At 53.5% G+C, this 23177-nt stretch carries 18 protein-coding genes; 15 read left to right on the forward strand and 3 right to left on the reverse strand.

The genetic code is table 11. The features are described from left to right. Nucleotides 1–18: 18 nt before the first annotated feature. The 4 genes from NST43_RS14320 to NST43_RS14335 all read left to right on the forward strand — a co-directional run bounded on the left by NST43_RS14320 (nucleotide 19) and on the right by NST43_RS14335 (nucleotide 8695). Nucleotides 19–1485, forward strand: coding sequence for a response regulator (locus NST43_RS14320; protein WP_339225008.1), 1467 nt, complete (start codon nucleotides 19–21; stop codon nucleotides 1483–1485). Further along, nucleotides 1482–3293: a sensor histidine kinase gene (locus NST43_RS14325; protein WP_339225009.1), complete on the forward strand. Its 1812-nt coding sequence runs from the start codon at nucleotides 1482–1484 to the stop codon at nucleotides 3291–3293. Before NST43_RS14320 ends, NST43_RS14325 begins: the two co-directional genes overlap by 4 nt. Nucleotides 3294–3839: 546 nt before the next feature. Continuing rightward, nucleotides 3840–6962, forward strand: a complete 3123-nt coding sequence (locus NST43_RS14330) for a family 43 glycosylhydrolase (protein WP_339225010.1) — start codon at nucleotides 3840–3842, stop codon at nucleotides 6960–6962. Nucleotides 6963–6982: 20 nt separating this feature from the next. Then, the gene (locus NST43_RS14335; RefSeq protein ID WP_339225011.1) at nucleotides 6983–8695 is read left to right on the forward strand and encodes a hypothetical protein; all 1713 of its coding nucleotides are present in this window, start codon (nucleotides 6983–6985) and stop codon (nucleotides 8693–8695) included. Between the two features lie 148 nt (nucleotides 8696–8843). Here the strand turns inward: NST43_RS14335 and NST43_RS14340 are convergent, their stop codons facing one another. The 3 genes from NST43_RS14340 to NST43_RS14350 all read right to left on the reverse strand — a co-directional run bounded on the left by NST43_RS14340 (nucleotide 8844) and on the right by NST43_RS14350 (nucleotide 11781). Next, nucleotides 8844–9986: a choline esterase gene (locus NST43_RS14340; protein ID WP_339225419.1), complete on the reverse strand. Its 1143-nt coding sequence runs from the start codon at nucleotides 9984–9986 to the stop codon at nucleotides 8844–8846. A gap of 18 nt (nucleotides 9987–10004) precedes the next feature. Continuing rightward, a complete protein-coding gene (locus tag NST43_RS14345; protein WP_339225012.1) occupies nucleotides 10005–10664 on the reverse strand; it encodes a TetR/AcrR family transcriptional regulator in 660 nt (219 codons plus the stop codon). A 139-nt stretch (nucleotides 10665–10803) separates the two neighbouring features. Beyond that, a complete protein-coding gene (locus tag NST43_RS14350) occupies nucleotides 10804–11781 on the reverse strand; it encodes a biotin--[acetyl-CoA-carboxylase] ligase (protein WP_339225013.1) in 978 nt (325 codons plus the stop codon). Between the two features lie 342 nt (nucleotides 11782–12123). Here NST43_RS14350 and NST43_RS14355 point away from each other — a divergent pair, with 342 nt between their 5' ends. The 11 genes from NST43_RS14355 (at nucleotide 12124) to NST43_RS14405 (ending at nucleotide 22994) form a co-directional block, all read left to right on the forward strand. Next, on the forward strand, nucleotides 12124–13614 hold the full coding sequence (locus tag NST43_RS14355) for an AMP-binding protein (RefSeq protein WP_339225014.1): 1491 nt from the start codon (nucleotides 12124–12126) through the stop codon (nucleotides 13612–13614). 148 nt (nucleotides 13615–13762) lie between these two features. Further along, nucleotides 13763–13954 (forward strand): hypothetical protein, encoded by a 192-nt coding sequence (locus NST43_RS14360; protein ID WP_339225015.1) that lies wholly within the window; start codon nucleotides 13763–13765, stop codon nucleotides 13952–13954. Nucleotides 13955–13965: 11 nt separating this feature from the next. After that, nucleotides 13966–15165: a phosphoenolpyruvate hydrolase family protein gene (locus NST43_RS14365; RefSeq protein ID WP_339225016.1), complete on the forward strand. Its 1200-nt coding sequence runs from the start codon at nucleotides 13966–13968 to the stop codon at nucleotides 15163–15165. Between the two features lie 74 nt (nucleotides 15166–15239). Further along, complete coding sequence (locus NST43_RS14370; RefSeq protein ID WP_209990655.1) at nucleotides 15240–16457, forward strand: Tm-1-like ATP-binding domain-containing protein; 1218 nt, start codon at nucleotides 15240–15242, stop codon at nucleotides 16455–16457. A 25-nt stretch (nucleotides 16458–16482) separates the two neighbouring features. Continuing rightward, entirely contained in the window at nucleotides 16483–17313 is an 831-nt protein-coding gene (locus NST43_RS14375; RefSeq protein ID WP_339225017.1) for a phosphoenolpyruvate hydrolase family protein, read from the forward strand. Nucleotides 17314–17410: 97 nt separating this feature from the next. Beyond that, nucleotides 17411–18802, forward strand: a complete 1392-nt coding sequence (locus NST43_RS14380; protein WP_339225018.1) for an erythromycin esterase family protein — start codon at nucleotides 17411–17413, stop codon at nucleotides 18800–18802. 222 nt (nucleotides 18803–19024) lie between these two features. Then, entirely contained in the window at nucleotides 19025–20392 is a 1368-nt protein-coding gene (locus tag NST43_RS14385; protein ID WP_339225019.1) for a NosD domain-containing protein, read from the forward strand. Further along, entirely contained in the window at nucleotides 20389–20937 is a 549-nt protein-coding gene (locus tag NST43_RS14390) for a nitrous oxide reductase accessory protein NosL (protein ID WP_339225020.1), read from the forward strand. Before NST43_RS14385 ends, NST43_RS14390 begins: the two co-directional genes overlap by 4 nt. A 2-nt stretch (nucleotides 20938–20939) precedes the next feature. Beyond that, on the forward strand, nucleotides 20940–21761 hold the full coding sequence (locus NST43_RS14395) for an ABC transporter permease (protein WP_339225420.1): 822 nt from the start codon (nucleotides 20940–20942) through the stop codon (nucleotides 21759–21761). Further along, nucleotides 21754–22473 carry an ABC transporter ATP-binding protein gene (locus tag NST43_RS14400; protein ID WP_339225021.1) on the forward strand — a complete coding sequence of 240 codons (720 nt, stop codon included), beginning with the start codon at nucleotides 21754–21756 and terminating at the stop codon, nucleotides 22471–22473. Before NST43_RS14395 ends, NST43_RS14400 begins: the two co-directional genes overlap by 8 nt. Beyond that, on the forward strand, nucleotides 22470–22994 hold the full coding sequence (locus tag NST43_RS14405; protein ID WP_339225022.1) for a redoxin domain-containing protein: 525 nt from the start codon (nucleotides 22470–22472) through the stop codon (nucleotides 22992–22994). Before NST43_RS14400 ends, NST43_RS14405 begins: the two co-directional genes overlap by 4 nt. Nucleotides 22995–23177 lie beyond the last annotated feature (183 nt).

A 23177-nucleotide genomic window follows, 5' to 3' on the forward strand; every position in this document is an offset into this window, starting at 1 on the left:
AGGTTCAGGAGGGTATCCATGTACAAGGTCATTATTGTAGATGATGAGTCGTGGGCGATTAGAGGGATCAGCAATGCCTTTGACTGGGAGCAGTATGGCTTTGAAATCTCGGGACAGTTCACAAGTGCAACCCAGGCGTGGGAAGCCATCGCCTTGCAGGAGCCGGATCTGGTGGTCACAGATATCCGGATGCCGGAGATTTCCGGGCTCGATCTGATGAAGCGAGCCAAAGCGCAGGGCATAGACACGGAATTCGTCATTATAAGCGGGTATGCGGAATTTGAATACGCCCAGGAAGCGCTGCGCTACGGGGCCTTGGATTACTTCCTGAAGCCGCTGGATGTGGATATGACCGATACGTTCCTGGCGAAGCTCGCCCTGCACTTCTCCCGGCGAAGTGCGGCGCGCAATCATCTTCTATTGGATGCGCTTACCTCGACAGATGAAGATGAGATCAGGCGCTGCCTTCCTGCCGGCATGAGTGCAGGCTGCTGCCAGGTGCTTGCTGTCCATTATGAGGCAGACCGGCCGAAGCTCAGCGAATTGCTGAAGCTGGACGGGCAGCCGGTTCATGTGCTGGAGGTAGAGAACGGAGCAAGCACCCTGCTGGCAGTTCTGATCACAGAGCAGGAGAGTGAGCTGGAAGGAATCACCGATGAATGGCCTGCGGCCGCAGGCAGTCCAGGGCTTCCTGTGGTGGGGATCAGCAGCATCGGCAGCGGGCTTAAGCAGATCAGCAAGCTGATCAAGGAAGCCGAGCTGGCGGCCTCCCGGGTATTCGTGGATGAAGCTTCCGGCGCGGTTCACTATAATCCCAAGCTGCCTCTGGTGAAGCCCTGTATAGATGAGCTGCACTCTATAGTTCATGGCAATCAATACGACAGCATCGAGACATACATCTTGGGCTTGCAGGAATACTTCAGGCTTCATGAGCTGGGAATGATTGAGGTGGTCTACTTATGGAATCAGGCCGTCGGACTTCTGACGAGCGCTTATTCGGAAGAACTCAGAGACATGGAGCTGGAGTTCCTGAATTATGCCGAGCTGAAGGAGCGGTTCGAGGATCTGGAGTCGCTGTGCAGCTTCCTGCATGACGTTCTTACCGTGCTCCGGCAAGGGAATAGCCGTGCTTTGCAGGAAGGGGATATTCTCTCCTGCTTCAACCGGATGGTCGCCTATATCGACCGGAATTATGAGCAGAAGCTGTATCTGAAGGAGCTGTCGGTCCAATTTTTCATCAATCAGGTGTATTGCTGTCAACTGTTCAAGAAGAATCTGGGCAAAACCTTCTCTGAATACGTGGCCGAGCTGAGGATCAGGAAAGCCCGCGGGCTTTTACAGCAGACAGACCTGTCCATTGAGAGCATTGCTATCCAGTCCGGGTATGTAGATTATTATTATTTCAATAAGGTGTTCAAGAAGCACTGCGGGATGACGCCCGCCAAATTCAGAAAAAGGGAAATTGAACGGAGCAGCAGGCCATGAAGACCCGCAAGGTGAAATTGAAGCATCAGCTATGGTTGTTCATCGTGTGCTCCATCCTGATCTTCATGGTCATGGAGTTCTACTTCTTCTACAGCTTCTCGAATCTGACACAGAAGCGGGCGGTCACCTACAGCAACAAGATGATTGAGCAGACCCGCCGCAAAATTGATTCGGTGTTCAATGATATCCGGATCAGCACCGGCTTTGCGGTCAACAGCAAGCTGATTCAGGAATTCACCATAGCCGATGACGATTACAAAAGGGCGTTCGACAGCGCTCCCTATGCACTGGATCTGATGGAATATATGCGGTCCTTCAATTCGTATGTGAACGGCATCATGATTAATGATCTCCAGGGAAGACGCCTCTCCAGCGAGGATTCTGCAAGCGGTGATATTTTTTATATTAATCTGTATGAGTCCTTTATCCGCCCGTACAAGAACGATCCTGCGCTTCGGCAGAAGGGGAAGTTCACCGCCATTCTGAAGGATGACCGGACAGGAACGGAACAGTTCTTCTATATTGCTCCCATTGTGGAGTCTATCGGGGGCGTCCATTTCTCACAGATTACGGGTTACTGCATGGTGATGGTCAATATGGACAAAATGCAGGGGCTGGTGGCGAATACGGAATTAACGCGGAACTCCACCTTGTCCATTCTGAATAACCGGGACGAGGTGGTTGCATCCACCAATTCCTATGCGCGGGGCAATGTGATCAAAGATGTGCTGTCTATGGACAAGAACCATTTGCTTAACGGGGTAAAAGCAACGATTGGCGGCAAGGAGGTTCTCGTCCAGGTTAAGGGGCTGGAGCAGGCTGACGGGTGGCGTGTGGTCAGTATGATCCCGGTGCAGGAACTGACTGCCGATATGATTCCCATGCGGAAGGTCAGCATTATGGTGGGCCTTGGTATTATTGTGAGTATGATTATTACAGGCAGCTTCTTCATGAGCAATCTGATGCGCCCCCTGATGGGATTGGTCATGGATATGAAGAAGGTAGCAGGGCGGGACAGAGGCTTCCGGATTAAAGTCCGGTTCACCAACGAGGTGGGCCTGCTGGCCCAGGATATTAACCGGATGATGGACGAGATGGACGAAATGACCCTGGAGATGTTCAATACCCAGGCCAGACTATACGAATCCGAGCTGAGCCAGAAGCAGGCGGAGTTCTCTGCCCTGCAGAGCCAGATTAATCCCCACTTCCTGTATAATACGCTGAATTGTATCAGCAGCATCGGACTGGAATACGGAAGCCGGGAGATTGCGCAAATTACGTACTGCATGTCCAAGATCTTCCGCTATAGCATCAAGAAGGATGATCTTGTGCAGATCCGGGAAGAGGTGGACTGCATACAAGCTTACATGAAAATTATCCTGATCCGCTACGAGAATAAGTTCTCTCTGGCGCTTGATGTGGAGGAGGGCTTGCTGGAGCTGCAGACGCCCAAGATGATCCTCCAGCCCATCGTGGAGAATTCGGTCTATCACGGACTGGAGCGGATGGATCAGGGCGGAAGGCTTCAGATTACCGGGAGCCTGGATGCGCGCGGGGATGTATGCTTCTGTATAACGGATACCGGCAGAGGAATGGAGCCGGAGGAGCTGGCCGCCCTTCAGGCCAAGCTTGGCCTCAAGCATACGGAGCTGGCCCTGGCCGGACAATCGGCGCAGGGCATCGGGCTGCTGAATATTCATAACCGGCTCCGCCATCTGTTCGGAGAGGGCTACGGACTTACCGTTGACAGCCGGCTGGGCTATGGAACAACCGTGAACGTGAAGATTCCGAAGCTTCCGGGCAGCTAAAATAGCAAGTGAGTGTGGAACAGGGTACCTCCGTTTAGCGGGAGGTGCCCTGTTTGGCTGCAGGGGGAAGGGCAGGCTTCAGGAAGATTCAGGCGGGAAGGGAAGAATGATGATTAAGGTTGGAGGGGGAGAGTGATAATTTAGGTTGGAAGGGAAGCGTGATGATTTAGGTGGAAGTTACCTCGCAAGGTTGAGCTTACAGCTATTGAGTAATGAGGAGCATTAGTGCACCTGAATTCGGCGGAAGAAGGCTAAGTGAGCGAATGAGGTGCATTAGTGCACTTGAATTCGGCGGTTATGAGAAATTCGGGCGAATGAGGGGTATTTGTGCACCTGATTTTGCCGAAAGCAGGCAATATCCAGAAATGAGGTGCACAAGTGCACCTGAATCCGTGAGCAACAGTTGCTCTTTTTCCACTTGTTCCCCTGCAATCTTCAGAAGAGTTACAAAAACATTTTAAGATAGTCCATTTTTTAAATGCGTCCCGGAGGGTATTATGAGTACGCTAGACGGAATCATCATTCCTGCGAGAAGGAGATGAAAAAATGAAAGCGGTTAATTATGCCCGGAAAGAACAGAAGTGGTACAGAACAAGCGTCAAAGCTCTGCTGCTCAGCCTAGCGGTCCTGCTCATGCTGCCTCAGTGGGGAGGGGGAGCTGCGGCGGAAGAGTCGGGGACGTCACTACCAGAGCCGGTAGTGGCTGCACAAGGAGGAACGAATGTGACGGATTTCTACAATGTCATCATGCAGACCGGGGCCGATCCCTGGGTATACAAGCACACGGACGGCTATTATTACAACACCTTTGTTAATGCCAGTGGAGTGATGGTCCGCAGGTCGAAGACGATTACCGGTATTGAAGCAGGCGAGCGGAGTCTGGCTTGGTCGCCAGTTAAGGGAACTATGTACAGCTCCAACGTGTGGGCACCGGAGATGCATTATCTCAAAGATACGGACGGCCAGTACAAATGGTATATCTACGTTGCAGCCGATAACGGAACCAACGCTAACCACCGTATGTATGTGATGGAGAATGCCAGTGCCGATCCGATGAGCGGAAGCTGGACCTTCAAAGGCAAGATTACCGATGCCACGGACCGCTGGGCGATTGACGGCACTGTACTGACGATCGGCGACCAGCACTATTTCATCTGGTCCGGCTGGGAAGAGACGGACGGAAGCTTTCAGAATCTGTACATCGCCAGAATGAGCAATCCATGGACGATCAGCTCACAGCGCGTGCTCCTGTCCACACCGGAGTATGACTGGGAGACCTCTCCCGGACGGATTAATGAAGGACCGCAGATTACCATTAAAGGAAACAAGATCAATCTGGTATATTCCGCTAACGGAAGCTGGACAGACAGCTATAGTCTCGGCTTGATCACGGCCAGCACCAGCGCCGATCTGATGAATCCGGACTCCTGGACCAAGCGTAATCAGCCGCTCTTCTCCAGCGCGAACGGTGTCTATGGCCCGGGCCATCACAGTATCGTGACCTCACCGGACGGGACCGCGGACTGGATCATCTACCATTCCGCCCGCTGGCCTGGCTCAGGCTGGACACGCAATGTCCGAGCACAGAAGTTCACCTGGAACGCAGACAACACGCCGAACCTGGGAGAACCCGTTAATCCGAACAGTCCGATAGCAATCCCATCAGGCGAGCCAGCCCGGATTCGTTATCAAGCTGAAGAAGCTCTGCTTGTAAAAGATCCGGCTGGCACTTCATCCCCAGCGGTCCGGCGCGAAAGCTCCGCCTCCGGCGGGTTGAAGATCACCAATCTGGCTAACGCTTACGACTACGCCCAGTTCAACGTCAACGTGCCGGAGGCGGGCTTCTATGTGCTGTCCGTACGCAACAGCAACGGCTCAGCGAATACGGGGGAAGCCTCCCATATCCTGTCGGTCAACGGCGGGCCTGGAGCGTCGATGAATATTGTCTATTCCGGCGCAAACCGCTGGGGAGCCTCCACGGCGAAGATCTTTCTTCCGCAAGGCAGCAATGTCCTACGCTTCACCAAGGGGAGTAATCTGGCCGACATCGACAGCCTGGATCTATCCCGGCTGAATACATCGGAGCTGCTATTCGGGATTCCCGGATATACGCTTGGTCTTAACGAGACCCGCAGTCTGCCCCTCTATACAGTAACAGGCACTACCTATTCTGCTGTCACGGCAGGCGTGATCCTGACCTCGTCCGATACGAACGTAGCCGTGATTCAAGCAGGGAATCAGGTGAAGGCCGCCGGGACAGGAAGTGCAACGATTACCGCTTCCTATAACGGAAAAACTGCTACCGCTGCGATTAACGTCAAGGCTGATCCGACAACGGTACAGTCTTTAGCGCTCACCGGACCGGAGCCTGTGCTGATCAGCGGCCAGACCCCCTCACCGCTGCGGGCAACAGCACATTACAACAATTATGAAGTTCAGAATGTAACCGCGAGTGCGCAGTATACCAGCAGCAATCCAGGAGTGGCAGCCATCGACCCGGCTACCCATACGGTAAATGCCGTTCAACCGGGCATAGCGCAAATTACAGCCGTATCCGGCGGCAAGCAAGCTACCTTCCGCATAACAGTCATTGCCGCTTCCGATGCCTTTCAGGTCACTTCAACAGTGAAGACACCTTCAGGCGTGGTTCCCGTGCTTCCGGGCGTTGTAAATGCCGTCTACCACAACCAGACGGTTCAGGCCCAGGTGACCGGCAGCGAGCTGGCAGGACTGGACTTCAGCACCATTGGCACGGTGCAGATTCCTGTGACGCTCAAGATCAACAACCAGGAGTTTTCCTCCACCATTTCTGTAGAGGTTGTACCTGGTTATGGTCTGGATGAGATCGTAAGTCAGCTTCGCAGCAAGCTGGCTAATAACTCCTATCCGCTTGGAAACGGGGCAGGCAATTATAGTGCTGCCAAGTATGACGACTTCGTTGCCGCAGTGGATCAAGCGGAGACGCTGGCGGGCAATGCGGAATTGACGCTGGCGCAGTTCAATGCAGAGCTGAATGCACTCGCTGAAGCGGAAGCCGCCCTGCTGGCTTCGCTGATTACCACACAGAACGGTATAACTTATAAGGCCTACCGGGACTTCTCCGGCGATACGGCAGGCAAATATCCTTATGGCATTACAGCGCAGGATTTGACGAACGGCGCTGCCGCTGTGGTTCATGAGGAAGCCGGCAACAAATTCCTGCGGCTGACCACAACCGCAGTAGCGGGCAAAGCCAACCTGTTCCTGCCATATGCGGGCGATGTAAACGCTGAGGGGAATCAGCGCATTGTCATCGAGTACCGTGTCCGGTTAAACAGTAGCTTCCAGTATGCCAACGGCGCTATGGTAAGAAATGATAGCGGGACCGGCAACTATTCTATGGTGACGGCGTTTGATTCCGGTAAAATCCTGGTCCAAAATGGCGGTTCCAACAAGGTCAAGGTGAGAGATTTCGCGCTGGGTACGTGGTATGCCATCAAAATGGTCGCGAACTGGGATGCCAAGACGTACAGCGTCTATATCAACAATGAATCTGTTCCGGCCGCTACAGATTTCGCCTTCCGCCATACCGGCGGCAGTACATTGACCGGACAGCTGTTCGGCGTAGACGGTTATGCGAACGCGTCCATCGATTTTGACGATTTCAAGGTTAGGGTTACCGGAGATTAACCAGCGGAGGGATAGACAACATGTCAAGTCAGGTCTACGAAAAATTCACGCCGTTACACAATGCCAAGCTCGTTCTGGGGTATCTGACCTCTATGGTGGATGAGCAGGAAGACAATCTGCCCTATTGGCTGGTACTGCCTCATAAGAAACCAGCCGAGGCTGCCCATTGCCGGGTGGACGATGCGGAGCTGGTCGGCTCCTGGTATGAGGCCATAGACGCGGTACGCAAAATGCTGAAGACGGAGGAAGGCGCTGCGGTGCAGCAATCCTTTTACCGCCATCTGATGAAGTCCTGGGGGGAGCACGGCCTGCGCTTTCATGAGCCTTATCCGTGGACGCATACGAATCATAGCTCTTTTCATGAAATGGGCTATATTCTTCCCGCGCTGAACCGGATGCTGGAGAATGATCCCGGGGAAGGGGAGGCGGAGAGCAGAGCGGCCGGGCTGGTGAGGGGAATGCGCTCCCTGGTGATTGAGCGGAAGGTAAGAACGTTCTGGTCGGGGGATTATGAGGAGCAGGAGCCCCTCTACGAATTCCCCAATGATGTGTACCTGTTGGACGGCGGCTTCGATCTGTCCAGGCATACCGGGCGGGGGGAGCAGGCAATCCGCAATGCCATTATCCTGCATTCTCTGGTGCGCAGATATGAAATTGCCGGAGATGAGGCCGCGCTGGATCTCGCAACGGGCATCGCCAACCATCTGCTCGGACCTTCACGCTATTTCAATTACAAGATGGAGTTCTTCGGCCATGTCCATTCCGCAGGCTGGGTAGCTTCCGGTCTGGTACGTCTGGGCCGGGTAACAGGCAAGAAGCGGTATATTACCTCAGGCAAAGGAATCTATGATTATATCCGCAGCCTGTCCTCCTCCTTCGGTTGGGTGCCTGAGTATGCCCAGTGGCATCCGCCACATGAGGAGCATTGCGAGACCTGCTGCATCAAGGACATGATTGAATGTGCGAATGAGCTGATTCTGGCCGGGTATGAGGAATATTGGGAGGATATGACCCTGTTTGCGCGGAACCAGCTGGTGGAGAATCAGCTTAAGGTAACTTCCTACGTGGTCACAGACAATACCCGGCCTGACGAAGCAGGCATAACCTACAGGGAGATTGACCAAAGAATGATCGGGGGCTTCACCGGAGGCTCACTCGTGAATTCCATGTCGTTATCCAAGTTTCGTTCCATTGCGGGCTGCTGCGTCGGCATGGCTCCGGTGGCCCTGGAGATCATATGGAACCGGGCGGTGGAATTCCAGAATGGAATGGTAATCGTCAATATGCCGGTGGATAAGGAGACGGAGGAGGCAGCCGTCACCATGAGCTATCCCGACCAGGGCCATATGTCCATTACAGTCAAGCAGCCGTGCGATGTTGCGGTACGGGTCTATGACTGGATGGGGCAGAACCTCAGCATGAAGATTTACGGAGCCGTTTGCACACCTGAGAGGGAAGGGAATCTGCTTGTTATCCGTAGTATTGGAGCAGGGGAAACTGTAGAGCTGGAGCATCCGCTGGAGACGGTGGCTGTGAAGGAGACAGTGCGGGGCGAGGAATACAAGGTATCCTGGAGAGGCTGTGATGTCGTGGATATCGCTCCCCGGGGAGAGCATTTGAGACTGTATCAGCGGGATCTGCGTATCCCGAAAGTGTATCCCACGCCGGAAGATGTTCACTTCACCGGAGCGGCGAATTACGGGCCTACCCAGCAGGCGCAGGGGAGTAAATAATATCAACACTGAAATAATCCGCAATTGAAAAACCGCCCCCGCAGATATTGCTTGCGGGGTGCGGTTTTTTGGCGTTTTAGAACAGAATATGGACTTCAGCGCCGGGTAGATATTTCTCTGTTGCCGGTGAAAATTGAGTCTGTACGGCTCACTTATTATTGGTCTTCCTGACCAAATCCACCCCATCGTAAACCAGACTGTCCACACTTGCCGCCTTCTGCCGGAGGTAATGATCCAAAAAGGTCTTCGTATAATCTGTAACCAGATTTCGCATCTCCATCGCATCCCGTTCGCCTCTGAGATCCTCATTAACACCGGTAAACACGATGTCACAGTAATCTAAATGCGCAACCCGGTCAACAGAGAAATAATAGGTTTCCCTGCTATTGTTAGCGCCAATGATCGCATTCATATTGTAGTTGGGTTCACGAAACAGCAGCAGGAAGGGCGTCTTAAGATCGCTATCGAGGAGACCGAATGCACCGCTATCCAAGCCAATTCCGCAGGTGAACCGGTCGTCGTCCCGGCAGACCATCGCCGTCGTAAGCCCTCCATAAGAATGTCCGACGATGCCCATGCCGGTGTCAACAAGCAGTCTGTCTTTAAAGATAGAATCCAGCTCTCCAGCATCCAGCTTGTACAGAACATCGGCTACAAAACGTACATCTTCTGCCTGTAACTCACTAAGCTCTGTTAACTTGGCAAGTACCGGGAGTGCAAGCACGTTACGGCATATCTGAACGGCAGTTTCATCGTCAGGCCGCAGCTCCATCGTACCAGCCAGTGCCAGCATCTCCGGATCTTCAGACATCGCTATGATGGCATCGGAGAAATCCTTGGATACATTAAACAGACGGCCGTCTTTACGCTTGTACATCGTGCTATTCGGATGGCCGATGCTGACCACAACGTATCCCAAGCTGGCCAAGTCCGTACAGAGCACTGTTCCCCATTCAGGGGAGCCGCCCCCGCCGCAGACATAGAATAACACCGGATAGCGCTGCTCCTTCGCGGAGAGAGCAAGGTCGTCGTAACACCGGGTCTTGAACTCTATGGAGAAAAAATCGCTTGTAACATACCCGGTGACGAGCGGCTGATCCTTTAACATCCCGTAGACTTCAGGAAACATGTATGCTGATGTAGCTTTACCTTCGCTGCTGTCGGACGGATAGAACACGAACGCCGTCAGTTCTCTTGTGGAATGATCCGCTGCCGTGTACTCCAGATCCATCTGAGTCCGGCCAACAGTATAGCTGCCAACAGGTGCCGGAAAAACCTCATAAGTGTTCATAGGCTTGTTCATACACGTCTACTCCTTTGCTTTTTTAATATCGCTAACCAGCTCGGAATATTTATGATCTTCAAGCAGACCATGACCCATAAAGTCAGCAAAGTATTTGCTAAGCTTATGCTGCATCTGAGAATCCTTAATCCCGAATTCCCTATAAAACATAACTAAATTAAACTGCATAGATTCAAACATAAATGAAATCAGGTCGTCGTCAATATCCGGCCGGAGATATCCGTCCACCCTCAGCCGCCGTATAATGTCCTTGATCAAGGGGAAGGACTCGCCCTTTAGCACATTCAGATATACTTTCAGCAGTATGTCCTCGGGAATGTGTAAAAAAGTCTCAGTAAGCTTGATCTCCAGCTCATTCAGCGGCTCGGTCACAGTGCCATTCACGTTACCAAATAAGCCGGTAAGGAAAGACCGGAACAGGGAATCTTCAGTACTGTTATTAAAATACGCAGCTCTTTTCCGGGTCACATTACGGATTAAGTGACAATACAGGTCATCTTTGTCTTCAAAATAACGGTAGAAGGTTCCGGGGTGCATGGACAAGCTATCCAGAACCATCTTCATCGATATATCCTCGTAAAGATGATCCACAAAAAGCTGCATAGCCCTATTCGATATTTCCCCGCGCCTTGCTTCATCCAATCGAAAGAACGTATTTTTTGGCATCGCTTCCTCCTTTAATACGTGGTGTGAACTAATTCACACTATATCGATAATCGATTCACATGTCAAATGTCGGAGCCGGAATAGCGGCACAAAAAAACCACAACCCGCAAGTAACTCTTGCGAATTGTGGTTTGAGGCGTTAGAGCAGAATACGAACCTCGCCGCTCGACAGATATTCTTCATCGCCATTCGGATACCGGACCTTCAGGCGGCAGTCATTGTCGATATCAACGGCGGTTGCCGCTTGCTCTTGATGCTCCTTAACAACCATGACCGTCTCGCCCAGGGACATCATGCGCTGCCGGTATTCGGGCAGGAACAGCCGTTCCTTGAGCTGCTCATAGTAGCCCATGAAGCGGTTCAGCACTTCGGCTGTAAGCCGGTTCCGCAAATCCCCTTGCGGATTGCCTGCCTCATAGATAGAGGTTGCAACCTCTGACAGCTCTGCGGGAAAGCCGCCGGAGGGCAATGTCACATTGATCCCGATCCCGAGCACGGCATAATCCAGCCACTCGCTCTCCAGGGATAGGGAAGCCTCGGTGAGGATTCCGCACACCTTTTTACCGTTCATGAAGACATCATTGACCCATTTGATCTGCGTGCTGAGGCCGGACACACTCTCGATAGCCAGAGCGACCGCAACGGCAGCAGAGGTAGTCAGAAGCGTAGCATCCGCCGCCGACAGCCGGGGACGCAGCAGAATGCTCATATAGATGCCCGTCCCCGCAGGGGAAAAGAAAGGCCGGCCTTTCCGGCCCCGCCCGGCGGTCTGCTCCTCCGAAAGGATGACTTTGCCTTCCGCTTCTCCGCCGGAAGCCAGCGCCTTCACCAGCTCATTCGTGGAAGCCACGCTCTTGAAAACTTCAAGCCGCAGCTTGTGCCCCCTGGCATCCAGGTATTTAGCGACCGCTGCGGCGGACAGTATGTCCGTCTGAGGGGACAGGGAGTATCCCTTATTGGTGACGGCTTGAATGGAATAGCCGTCACTCTGCAGCGCTTTGATGGCCTTCCACACTGCGCTGCGCGTCACGGATAACCGCCCGGCGATGTCCTCGCCGGAGAAGTATTCACCCTTATTGCTGTCCAGTAAGGCCAGGATATGTTCTTTGACTGTCATGCCTATAACCCTCCACAAGTATAACGTTCCGAGCTCATCTCTTTAAGTATATTAACATGCCAAGGAGAATTAGAAAAATCAGGTATACTCACATCTTCATTGTGAACCTATTAATAATCAAAAGTTTACAACAAAACCATCCTCCACTATAATTCAGCTTGTTGGCTGGACTCCCTGACCGGAAGGCCGTCCAATTCCTGTATCTTATCTTGTGGAGGTTATTGAATTGAGAATCAAAGAGTTGGTCTATGCGGCCTTATTCGCCGCGCTTATCGCGGTGATGCCAGGCGGACGCGGCGGGCTGGCTATACTGGTTGGACCGACAGGGGGCGTGAGATTCCGATGAATCTGGCAGAACACATTCTGGAACGTGCCGCACTCGTCCCTCACCGCATTGCAATTTCAGATGAACATGTAGAACGTACCTATGAGCAGCTCATGAAGCGGGTTCAGCAGGTGGCCAGCGGTCTGCGGCAGGGTGGACACACGAATCAGACTGTTGCGCTTCTGTCCGGTAACCGCATCGAATTCGCCGAATTTGTCCTGGGTGCTATCTACGCAGGCTGCATTCCCGTGCTGCTGGACCCGAAATGGTCTCCAGCAGCGCTGGAGCAGGTCATCCGGCAATGCGCTCCGGGGTTGATTGTCAGTGAAGCATGCTTCGCAGCTGATCAGACTGGTCGTTACAGTGGAATTCCCCAGCTATATTTCGGCAGGGAACAGGTCTCCGGCAGCTATGAGGCTTGGGCGGCAGGCTTCGGGCCGGAGGCTGAAGCCGCAGATAGCCCGGAACTGCTGTTCATCGGGTATACCTCTGGCACTACAGGTATCCCGAAGGGGTATATGCGGACCCATGAGTCTTGGTTCAGCAGCTTGGAGGCTACAGAGAAGGCGTTCAGCCTGAACCGGATGCAGCATGTGCTTGCGCCCGGGCCTTTCGTGCATTCGCTGTCGCTGTTCGCTCTGCTGCAATCCCTGTACAGCGGGGCCACGTTCCATCTCCTTCCGGAATTTGATGCAGAGCGCGTACTCACCCTGTGCTGCCACGTACCGGATATGATTCTGTTCGTTGTGCCCGCTATGACCGAGGCGTTATTGCGCCAAGCAGAGTCAAGCAACGCCGAGGTGTCCATCCAGGCCTTGATTAGCTCCGGCGGCAAATGGCCTGTGTCTTCTATACCTAAATGCCGCGAGAGGTTCAACGGGGTTAGGCTCTATGAATATTACGGCTCATCTGAAGCCAGCTACATCAGCTATCTGGAGCTTACCGGAGCGGAGCCGAAGGACTCCTTGGGTCAGCCGTTCAGCGGTGTAGAGCTATTGATCTGCGATGAACAGTTCCGCGAGGTTCCTCAAGGCACGGTGGGGGAGCTATACATCCGCAGCGATATGATCTTCTCCGGGTATCATCTCCTGCCGGAAGAGACGGCGCAGGTATTCCGGGACGGCTGGCTGCGCACAGGGGATTACGTATATCAGGACCGGCAGATGCATCTGCGCCTGGCCGGACGCGCGGGCAGCATGATCAAGAGCGGGGGACTCAAGGTGTTCCCGGAAGAAGTGGAAGCCGTGCTGCTTCGCCATCCGGATATCCGGGAGGCGATGGTGTTCGGCATACCGGATGAACGCTGGGGGGAGCAGGTAACGTTACTGATACAGTGGCAGGGTCAGGAACGGCTTACGCTCGATGAGATTCGGAAGTATTGCCGCCCCTATCTGGCCAGCTATAAGCTGCCTAAGCAGCTGATTAGCGTGGAGGAATTCAGCTACACCGGTTCCGGCAAAATCGCCCGCCAGCTCATGAAGAACCGCGCGGTAGTGGGGTTGACATGAAGAAGGCCGCGCAGGAAGAAGTTTCGCACAGGCTCGTTTTTGACCGGGTAGACTTTGCTTACCGGAGAGGGCAGCCGGTATATATTGCGGGAACAGTTCTGGCGGGAGGACAGCTCCGACGAAACCGCTCGATCTGGACCGCATTCTTGTGGCGCAACAGGCCAGAGGGTATGATATCAAGGATACCAAAGGCCTTAACCGGGTACAGGCTTACATCCAATTAGTGATTCCGCTGCTCGTCACCACCCTTGCGCGGGTGCTGACATATGCACGGATGGATTATGCAGCCGGCGGGATTATGCTTGCGTATGTTCTGCTGGGAATTCTGCTAGAGAGATGAGGAGATAGAGCTTGAACAGAACAGCCATACTGGAGCGGCTTCAGTCAGAGCTGCACGAAGGCAACCACATTATCGGCGTCTCGACAGGGACGGGAATTACGGCCAAGGTTGCCGCTGACAGCGGAGCAGACTTCATTCTTATGCTGAACTCCGGCAAGTTCCGGCAGATGGGGAGAAGCTCTCTGGCGGGGTTCCTGCCCTTCTGCAACAGCAATGAGATGGTGATGGATTTTGCCTCGAAGGAGATTGTGCCGCTGGTGAGAGACACTCCGGTGCTGTTCGGACTGAATGCGAATGATCCAACGAGAGAGATGTCCCTTTATATAGAAGAGATCAAGAACAGAGGCTTCGCGGGAGTGAATAATTATCCGACAGTCGGCTTGATCGACGGGGCGTTCAGAGAGGCATTGGAGGAAGACGGCATCAGCTATGACAGGGAGGTGGAGGCTATACGTCTGGCTCATCAGCAGGAGCTGTTCACGGTGGCCTTCGTCTTCGACGAAGCCCAAGCGGTCCAGATGGCTGAAGCGGGGGCAGATGTGATCTGTGTGCATCTCGGCCTAACCGTAGGCGGATTGCTGGGGGCACGGAAGGTGGTCTCTCTGGAAGCTGCCAAGGCGAAGGCACTGCGCATTCTCACTGCCTGCGGTGAGGTTAAGCCTGAAGTCATTAAGATGATCTACGGCGGCCCGGTCAAGACTCCGGTTGATGTCCAGTATATGTACAGCAATAATACGCAGATTATGGGCTACATTGGCGGCTCTGCCTTTGAACGGATCCCCTCCGAGCAGTCGATTACGGCCATTACCCGCGATTTCAAGCGCCTGGGCAAGCTGGATGAAGATGATCTCATGGTCAAAATGCTCAGCGGCATCACCCGGCATTACGATTACGTAGAATTCGTCAAAGAGTATGTCGCCCAGAATTACAGCGAGGAAGTAGTGTTCGCGGATCTGGCCAAGGTGGCGCATGTGTCGCGCAGTTATCTGAGCAGCTTGTTTAAAAAGGAAGTGGGCTGCAGCTTCCAGAACTATCTGGTCGGCTTCCGTATGCAAAAGGCTGCCATACTGCTCCAGGCCCCGCACCTGCAATTATCCGAGGTGTCCGCAATGGCCGGCTACCCTGACTATGCCCAGTTCAGCAGAATGTTCAAAAAGCTCATGGGCTGTTCGCCCAAGCAGTACAAATCTAACCTAAACACAAAAACATAGGACATAAAAGCGTTTTCATCCATAAACATCCCCGGTATGATGAATCTATGATTCGTATACGAGGAGGCAGGAGAATGAAGACAATCGCCATAGCTGGAACGTTTGATACGAAGGGTGAGGAGTACCTGTACATCAAGAAGCTTGCAGAGGAGCTGGGCCTCAGAGCCCTGATGATCCATACCGGTGTATTCGAGCCAGCCTTTCAACCCGATGTGTCTAACCGGGAGGTCGCATCCGCCGCAGGGATGGAGCTGGACGAGCTTGCCGCGAAGAAGGACCGGGCGTTAGCTACAGAAGTGTTGTCCAAAGGTCTGGAGCAGCTCGTTCCCCGGTTATACCAGGAGGGGAAATTTGACGGCATCATATCCTTCGGGGGCACCGGCGGAACTTCACTGGTTGCCCCTGCCATGAGAGCCTTGCCGATCGGCGTACCGAAGGTGCTGGTATCCACGGTTGCCTCCGGAAATACCGCCCCTTATGTCGGGACCAGCGATATTATGATGATTCCGTCTGTGGTGGATGTCTCAGGCCTCAATTCGATCTCGACGAGAATATTCAGCAATGCGATGTTTGCCATCGCGGGCATGCTCCTGTTCGAAGCAGACTATGAACCGGAGAAAAAGCCGCTGGTCGCAGCCACCATGTTCGGAGTGACCACACCGTGTGTGACCGAAGCGCGCAAATACCTGGAGGAGCGCGGCTACGAGGTGCTGGTATTCCATGCTACCGGAATCGGCGGACAATCGATGGAGGCGCTGATCGAAGCGGGCTTCATTGAAGGGGTGCTGGACTTAACCACCACCGAATGGGCAGATGAACTGGTCGGCGGCGTCTTGAACGCAGGACCGCACCGCCTGGAGGCCGCAGGCCGCAACCGTATTCCGCAGGTCGTCTCGGTAGGCGCCCTGGATATGTGCAACTTCGGCCCGGCGGATACCGTACCGGAGAAGTTCAAGGATCGCAAATTCTATCATCATAACCCGACCGTTACGCTGATGCGGACGACCGTGGAGGAGAATGAACAGCTCGGCAGGAAGCTGGCCGAGAAGCTCAATATGGCAACGGAGAGTACGGTGCTTATGCTGCCGCTTGGCGGTATTTCGGCGATTGATGTGGAGGGTCAGCCCTTCTACGGCCCTGAAGAGGACCGGATGTTGTTCGATACCCTGCGCCGGCAGGTGGACTGCTCAAGAGTTGAACTGATCGAAATGGACCTGGCGATTAATGATCCGGCCTTTGCCGAGGCCGCAGCCCGGAAGCTGATTGATCTCATGCAGGCCGCGAAGGCCTGAAACCCACAATAAGGAGGAGCTACTAATGAATAAGCAGACCAGAGCTGAGATTATGGATAGATTCAAGCAAGAGGTGAAGGCGGGTAATATTCTTCTCGGTGTCGGGGCAGGCACGGGGATTACCGCTAAGAGCAGTGAAGCAGGCGGAGCGGATATGCTGATTGTGTACAATTCCGGCCGTTACAGAATGGCGGGACGCGGTTCACTGGCAGGCTTGCTGTCGTATGGCGACGCCAATCAGATTGTGGTGGAGATGGGTTCGGAGGTGCTACCTGTCGTCAAGGATACGCCCGTTCTGGCAGGGGTATGCGGCACCGACCCGTTCCGGGTGATGGAGGTATTCCTGAAGCAGCTGAAGGAGCAGGGCTTCAGCGGTGTGCAGAATTTCCCTACCGTGGGTCTGATCGATGGCGTATTCCGCCAGAATCTGGAGGAGACCGGGATGGGCTACGGCCTCGAGGTCGAAATGATCCGCATCGCCCATGAGCTGGATATGCTGACGACCCCGTATGTGTTCGACCCTGAACAGGCACGGGCCATGGCAGAGGCGGGTGCAGATATTCTGGTCGCCCACATGGGCCTCACCACCAAGGGCACCATTGGCGCAGTTACCGCGCTAACACTGGACGATTGTGTGGAGCGTATTGAAGCGATTATCGAAGCCGGACGGGCGGTCAACCCGGAGATTATGATTATCTGCCACGGCGGCCCGATTGCCGAGCCGGAGGATGCGGCTTATGTCATTCAGCGGACGAAGGGCATCCATGGATTCTTCGGCGCATCAAGCATCGAGCGCTTCGCGGCGGAGCAGGGAATTACCCGCCAGACCGAGTCGTTCAAAGCAATTGGGCGATAAGTAAGCTGACTTTAAACTAATTTTAAACAGGACACCACGCTCGATTTAACCTTCACCTGATAAGCTGATGTACATATACAAAGGGAGGGTTAACATCATGAATCCATTGCTTCGCAAAGCAGTCTTGTCAGCAGTCTTGTGCAGCTTCACTCTAATGACCGTTAGGGGAGCTGTATACGCGGAAGGGGCGCCTGCAGCTGACGTTAAGAGTGCGATGTCCGCAGAGGCCGGCTGGAAGGAGAACGTCCGGGCCACGGCGAACACCATTACAACCATTAAGCCGGAGAAGGACGACACTTATTCGGATTTGGCGTTTCTTCAGCCGATTCTGGCAGATAAACGGATCGTGAGCTTGGGCGAGGCCTCGCATGGGGCGGCCGAATATAATTCGGTGAAGGTCCGGCTGATTAAGTACCTGCATGAGAAGCTCGGGTATAACGTTATTGCCTTTGAGTCCAATCTGGCGGATGCTGCCGCAGCGTACACACAGGTTCAGGAGCTGAAGCCGCAGGAATTGATGGAGAACTCCATCTACGGCGTATGGCAGGTGGAAGAGAATCTGCCGCTGTTCGAGTACATAGCGGAGCAGAGCCGTACGGATCATCCGCTGATGCTGACCGGGTTTGACTCCCAGGCCGCCACAGACTCTTTTATTACATTTGTTGAACAATGGTTTGCCGGGGTGGACTCTTCTAAAGCCAAAGCGTTTACCCGGACGGAAGAATGGTATTTGAAGCTTAATATGATTGATGATATCGGAGAGTTTACAGCCCAGAAGGATGCAATCAAGAACAAATATATGATTTTCCAGGCATTCGTGAAAGATCATAAAGCTTCATTAAGCAAAGTCTATCCCAAACAGCCTAAGCTGGTGCCGACTCTTGAGCGTGTGCTTCAGAACAGGATCGATATGCTGGATTATTACCATCCTCATATTGTACAGCTGCTGGCCGGGGCAGACCCGGAGAAGCACGTTAAGCAGGGGAGCTATGAGAGAGACCGCGTGATGGCAGGGAATGTGGCTTGGCTCGCAAACACAGCCTATCCGGGGGAAAAGATTATTCTGTGGGGACACAACTACCATATCCGCAAACACAATTCTACGATGATTACCGAGCATAATGGATTCGGTTATGATCAGACACCCTATCCTACGATGGGGGAGCTGCTGCCTTGGTCCCTGAAGCAAGATAACTATGTGATCGGATTATATGCTTATGAAGGAAGTGCGCACAAGAACAACGGTAAAGTGGAGCAGATTATGCCGCATGACAAAGGAAGTCTTGAAGAGATTATGGGTGCAGGTATGGGCGCTGCGCAGTTTATCAACTTAAGAGACACCACGTTAGGCGCATCCACAGAATGGATGTACACCCCGCGTACCGCCAAGGCATGGGGAGTCCTCGATGAGACAATGATTCCGCGCGATCAGTATGACGGAATATTGCTCATTCAGCAGCTTCATCCGTCCACCCCAATAAAAGATTAATTCTCGCAGCATGTAACGGCTTCTATATTAGCTGGAAATGGGCACTCTTTAAGTTAAGAGTGTCTTTTTCGAATGTTCATAGAAGAGAGGATATGATATAAATCACAGAATGGTCACAGACTCTAGCCGGTATAGCCAGTTCGGGCTATAGGCACTTCAATTCCTTTTATTTACACTTAATGCGGGTTTGCACAAGAAACCATCCTACAGTGGGGGTGAACAATGTTTGTACTGAAAAGGTATGAATGCTCCATCAGCATCAGGGTTCTCGTCTTCATGATTCTAGGCATGTTAATCTGCTCCTTCAATCATGACACCGTTGTAAGCGCAGACATGAGCGCCGGAGTCCTTCCGCTCCAGCCCATCATCGATTCAGCTAGTGACGGAGAGTTCATCACCCTGGCTCCGGGAACCTATTCGGGTCCGGTCCGGCTGGATAAGCGATTGACGATTAACGGCAACGGTAAAGCGATCCTGCTGCATACGGCTAAGGACGAACAGGCGGCGGTGCTGATCCTTGCAGACGGTGTAAAGCTTGAGAATCTGAAGATTCAGCAGAATAACGACGGGGAAGCGGCGGCTGTACGTGTTGAAGCGGACAGGGTCACCCTGAAGGGGCTAGTGATTCATTCGGCAGGGTACGGAATACTGCTGCGTGAAGCCGATGGCGGGGTGATCTCGGACAATAAGCTAAGCTGGTTCATCCCCAAAGGAGAAACACCGGGAACGAGAGGCAACGGGATCGATCTTTATAACTCTCACGGCGCTGTAATCCGGGGCAACGGCATCGCTTATCTGCGGGATGGCATCTATCTGGAGAACAGCCGCAATACGGTGGTGGATCAGAACAAGCTCTCTTATCTGCGGTACGGGGTCCATTGCATGTACATTAACGGCTCCAAGGTCACTAACAACACCGGGGAATACAACATTACCGGAGCAATGGTAATGGGCGTAACCGATGTGGTGGTGTCGGGGAACTCCTTCCGCAAGCAGAACCGGAATGTGCACTCACAGGGGATTCTGCTCTACGATGTACGAAATTCCGCGATTATGAACAACCGGGTGGAAGGCAACCGGGTGGGGATTTACATGCAGCAGTCCTCGGATAACAAGCTGCAGCAGAATCTGGTGCTCCGCAACTATATCGGCGTGCAGTTCGAGAATGCAGAAGGCAACCGCTTTGAGCGTAACGGGTTTGTTGCGAACGTCATTGAGGCCCAGGCCACAGCCAGCAGGGACAATGAGATGAACGGGAATTACTGGGACGCCTTTGGCGGACTGGATCTCACGGGGGATGGGGTCAGCGACCTGAAGTATGCGATCAACCCTTTCTATCAGCAATTGGTGGCGGGGAATGCAGCGTATCAGCTTTTTTTCCAGTCACCGGGGATGACGTTCCTGAGCGATATGTACACCGGCGGTTCGGCAGGGTGGTCCACCGATTCAGCGCCGCTCATGCAGCTTGAGGCAGGTACGGTTAGCCCGGATCAGGCGGCAGGGGGACAGGGCACGGTCATGGTAGCAGGCTGGCTGCTGCTGTTCCTATCCGTAATTACAATCATATACTTGGGGGTATTGCGATTATGAAACGATGGAGTCTGGTCTTGATGGTAGCAATGAGTCTGGTGATCCTCGCGGCCTGCGGGCAGAAGAAATACGAGCCGGTAGCGATTAATGAAGATGTCGATATCTGTGTGGTCTGCAATATGCAGGTGAAGGATGATGCTTTCGCCACTCAGCTAACGACCAAGGACGGCAAGAATTACAAGTTCGACGATATCGGCTGCATGAATGAGTGGAAGACCAGCAATGGCACGGAGCAGATCGGTATGGATTATGTCCGCGACTATAACGACAAGAGCTGGATTGAATTCAGCAAGGCGAGCTATGTGTATGACGCTTCTCTGCGTACACCGATGGCTTATGGAGTGATCAGCTTCAAGGACAAGGCGGCAGCAGAAGCATTCGTGAAGGAGCAGGCGCTAGGCACTGTGCTGACCGCCGGAGAGCTGGCCTCCCATGAATGGAAGCAGAACAAGGATATGATGAACATGGACATGCAGAGCGGGGAAGGTCATATGGAGGAGCATAGCTCAGAGGAAGGCAAGCATTCCGAAGAGACGAATATGTGAGTATGGCTGACATCCTGCATATCGCCCGCAGAGAGCTTAAGATGGGCTTCCGCAACCCGTGGGCCTATTCCTTCCTGGCCTTGTTCTGTACCTTCAGTCTCGGGCTGCTGCTGATCCATGCGAATAACGTGGTCGAAGGCTATACGGCTGTTACGGGCTCCATGCTGAGCCTGATTCTGTATCTTTTGCCGCTGATGACGTTATTTCTGGGCTCCTTCTCACTGACCTCCGAACGGGAAGACGGAAGCTGGCAGCTCTTATCCACCTATCCCATTGGAACCTTATCCTTCGTTCTGGGAAAATACACCGGGCTAGCCGCTGTCCTGCTGACGATTGTAGCGTTTGGTTACGGGCTGATGGGGCTGGTCAGCGGCCTGCTCGGGATGGCTTTTGCGGCGGATACTTACTTCCTGTTCCTGGCCTTCTCGGCAGGTCTGGTCTTACTGTTCCTGACCCTTGCCCTCTTCATCGGCTCGTTATCCCGCAACCGCTGGCAGGCCTTGACGATCTCCGTAGCGGTCTGGTTCTTCGCCGTAATCGGCTGGCCGACATTCCTGATCGCAGGCCTCGGCCTGCTCCCGTATCTCTGGATCAAGCCAGCGCTGATTGTGCTGACGATGCTTAATCCGGCTGAGCTGGTGCGCCTGTTCGTGGTGGTGAAGCTGGGCGGAGGGTCGGTTCTGGGGCCGGAATATTATCAGTGGGTGGAATGGATTAGCCGCCCGGGCGGCAGCCTGCTGTTCCTCGGGGTCTGCGCTGCCTGGGTGCTGCTGTCCATCTTAGCGGTATATTGGATCTGGGAGAGGGGGCGTTCCCGTGGATAATCCGCTAATTCAGGTGAAAGAGATTACCAAGGTCATAGGGCGGCAAACACTGGTCGAAGAGATCAGCTTCCAGGTTCCCGGCGGCAGCATACTTGCCCTGTGCGGCGGGAATGGAGCTGGCAAAAGCACGGTGCTGCGGATGGTAGCTGGCATTCTACAGCCGACTTCAGGCGAAATTACGGTGAACGGGCTGAAGTGGAAGCAATCCCGCAAGCGCTTTTCCATGCAGATCGGCTATATGCCGGATGATTATCAGTTCAGCCACGGGCTGTCTGCGGAAGAGCTGCTGAATTTCTGGGCGGCGCTGCGCCGGATTCCCAGACGCAAACAGCGGGTAGAGGAGGTGCTGGCTCTAGTCGGACTTGCGGATAAGCGCAACAGCCTGGTGACCACCTTCTCCAAGGGGATGCGCCAGCGTGTACTGTTCGCGCAAGCGCTGCTGGCGAAGCCGCCGCTCCTGATTATGGATGAGCCGACTAACGGGCTGGACCCGTTCTGGATGAACGAATTCGTGAAGCTGCTGCAGGGCATCCGGGAAGAGGGGCATACCGTTCTCTTTTCCACTCATCAGCTGGAGATTGCCGATCGGGTGGCCGATCAGATTGTCTTCTTGAATCAGGGCAAGCATGTGGGGTCAGGCACTACGGCAGAGATCCGTGCAGAGTTCGGTTCGCTGTACGCCGCCTTTCACCATAGTCTGGGGCTGGGATGAAGCTGCGCCGGATCGTTACTCTGCTGATTATTGCTGCTGCCTGTGCTGCCGGAATCTGGGTGTATCTTCAGCAGTCCAGCCAACCTCCGGCCGGGAGAATGACCACAGGTGCTTCGGCTCCGGCGTTCGAGGCGGTAACCTTGCAGGGTGAGAAGGTGAGTCTCAGTGAATACAAGGGCCGGGTCGTGCTCCTTAACTTCTGGGCGACCTGGTGCAAGCCCTGTATGCGGGAAATGCCGCTGTTGAATGAACTAAGCCAATCCGCAGAGCTTCCAGTCGAGACCTTGTTCGTGAACGCAGGAGAATCCAAGGGGACGGTATCGGAGTATATGGCGGAGCAGCAGTTCACTTTTCCCGTAATTATCGATGTTACCGGAAGAATATCGGCCTCGTATAGCGTCAATGCACTGCCGTCAACTTATATCATCAATAAGGCGGGCGAGATAAGCAAAGTCGTGGTCGGAGAGATCGGTGATCTCGATACGCTCAAGCAATGGCTGGTTGAGGCCGGAGCAGAATAAAGAAGGGGATATTCTATTCTAAATACAGCCTCCGCCTGCCGGGAAGATGCTTCTGGTGCAGGCGGAGGTTTTTAAAACCATAAAAAGAAAAATTATTTCTTTTTTTATTTTATTTTAGAAAAATTACTTTATTTTAATCCAAATTCTGCTATACTCTATGCCAAGAGGGAGCATTAGTCAGGA

The sequence above is a fragment of the Paenibacillus sp. FSL H8-0332 genome (genome assembly GCF_037963835.1).
Classification (GTDB): domain Bacteria; phylum Bacillota; class Bacilli; order Paenibacillales; family Paenibacillaceae; genus Paenibacillus_AQ; species Paenibacillus_AQ rhizoplanae.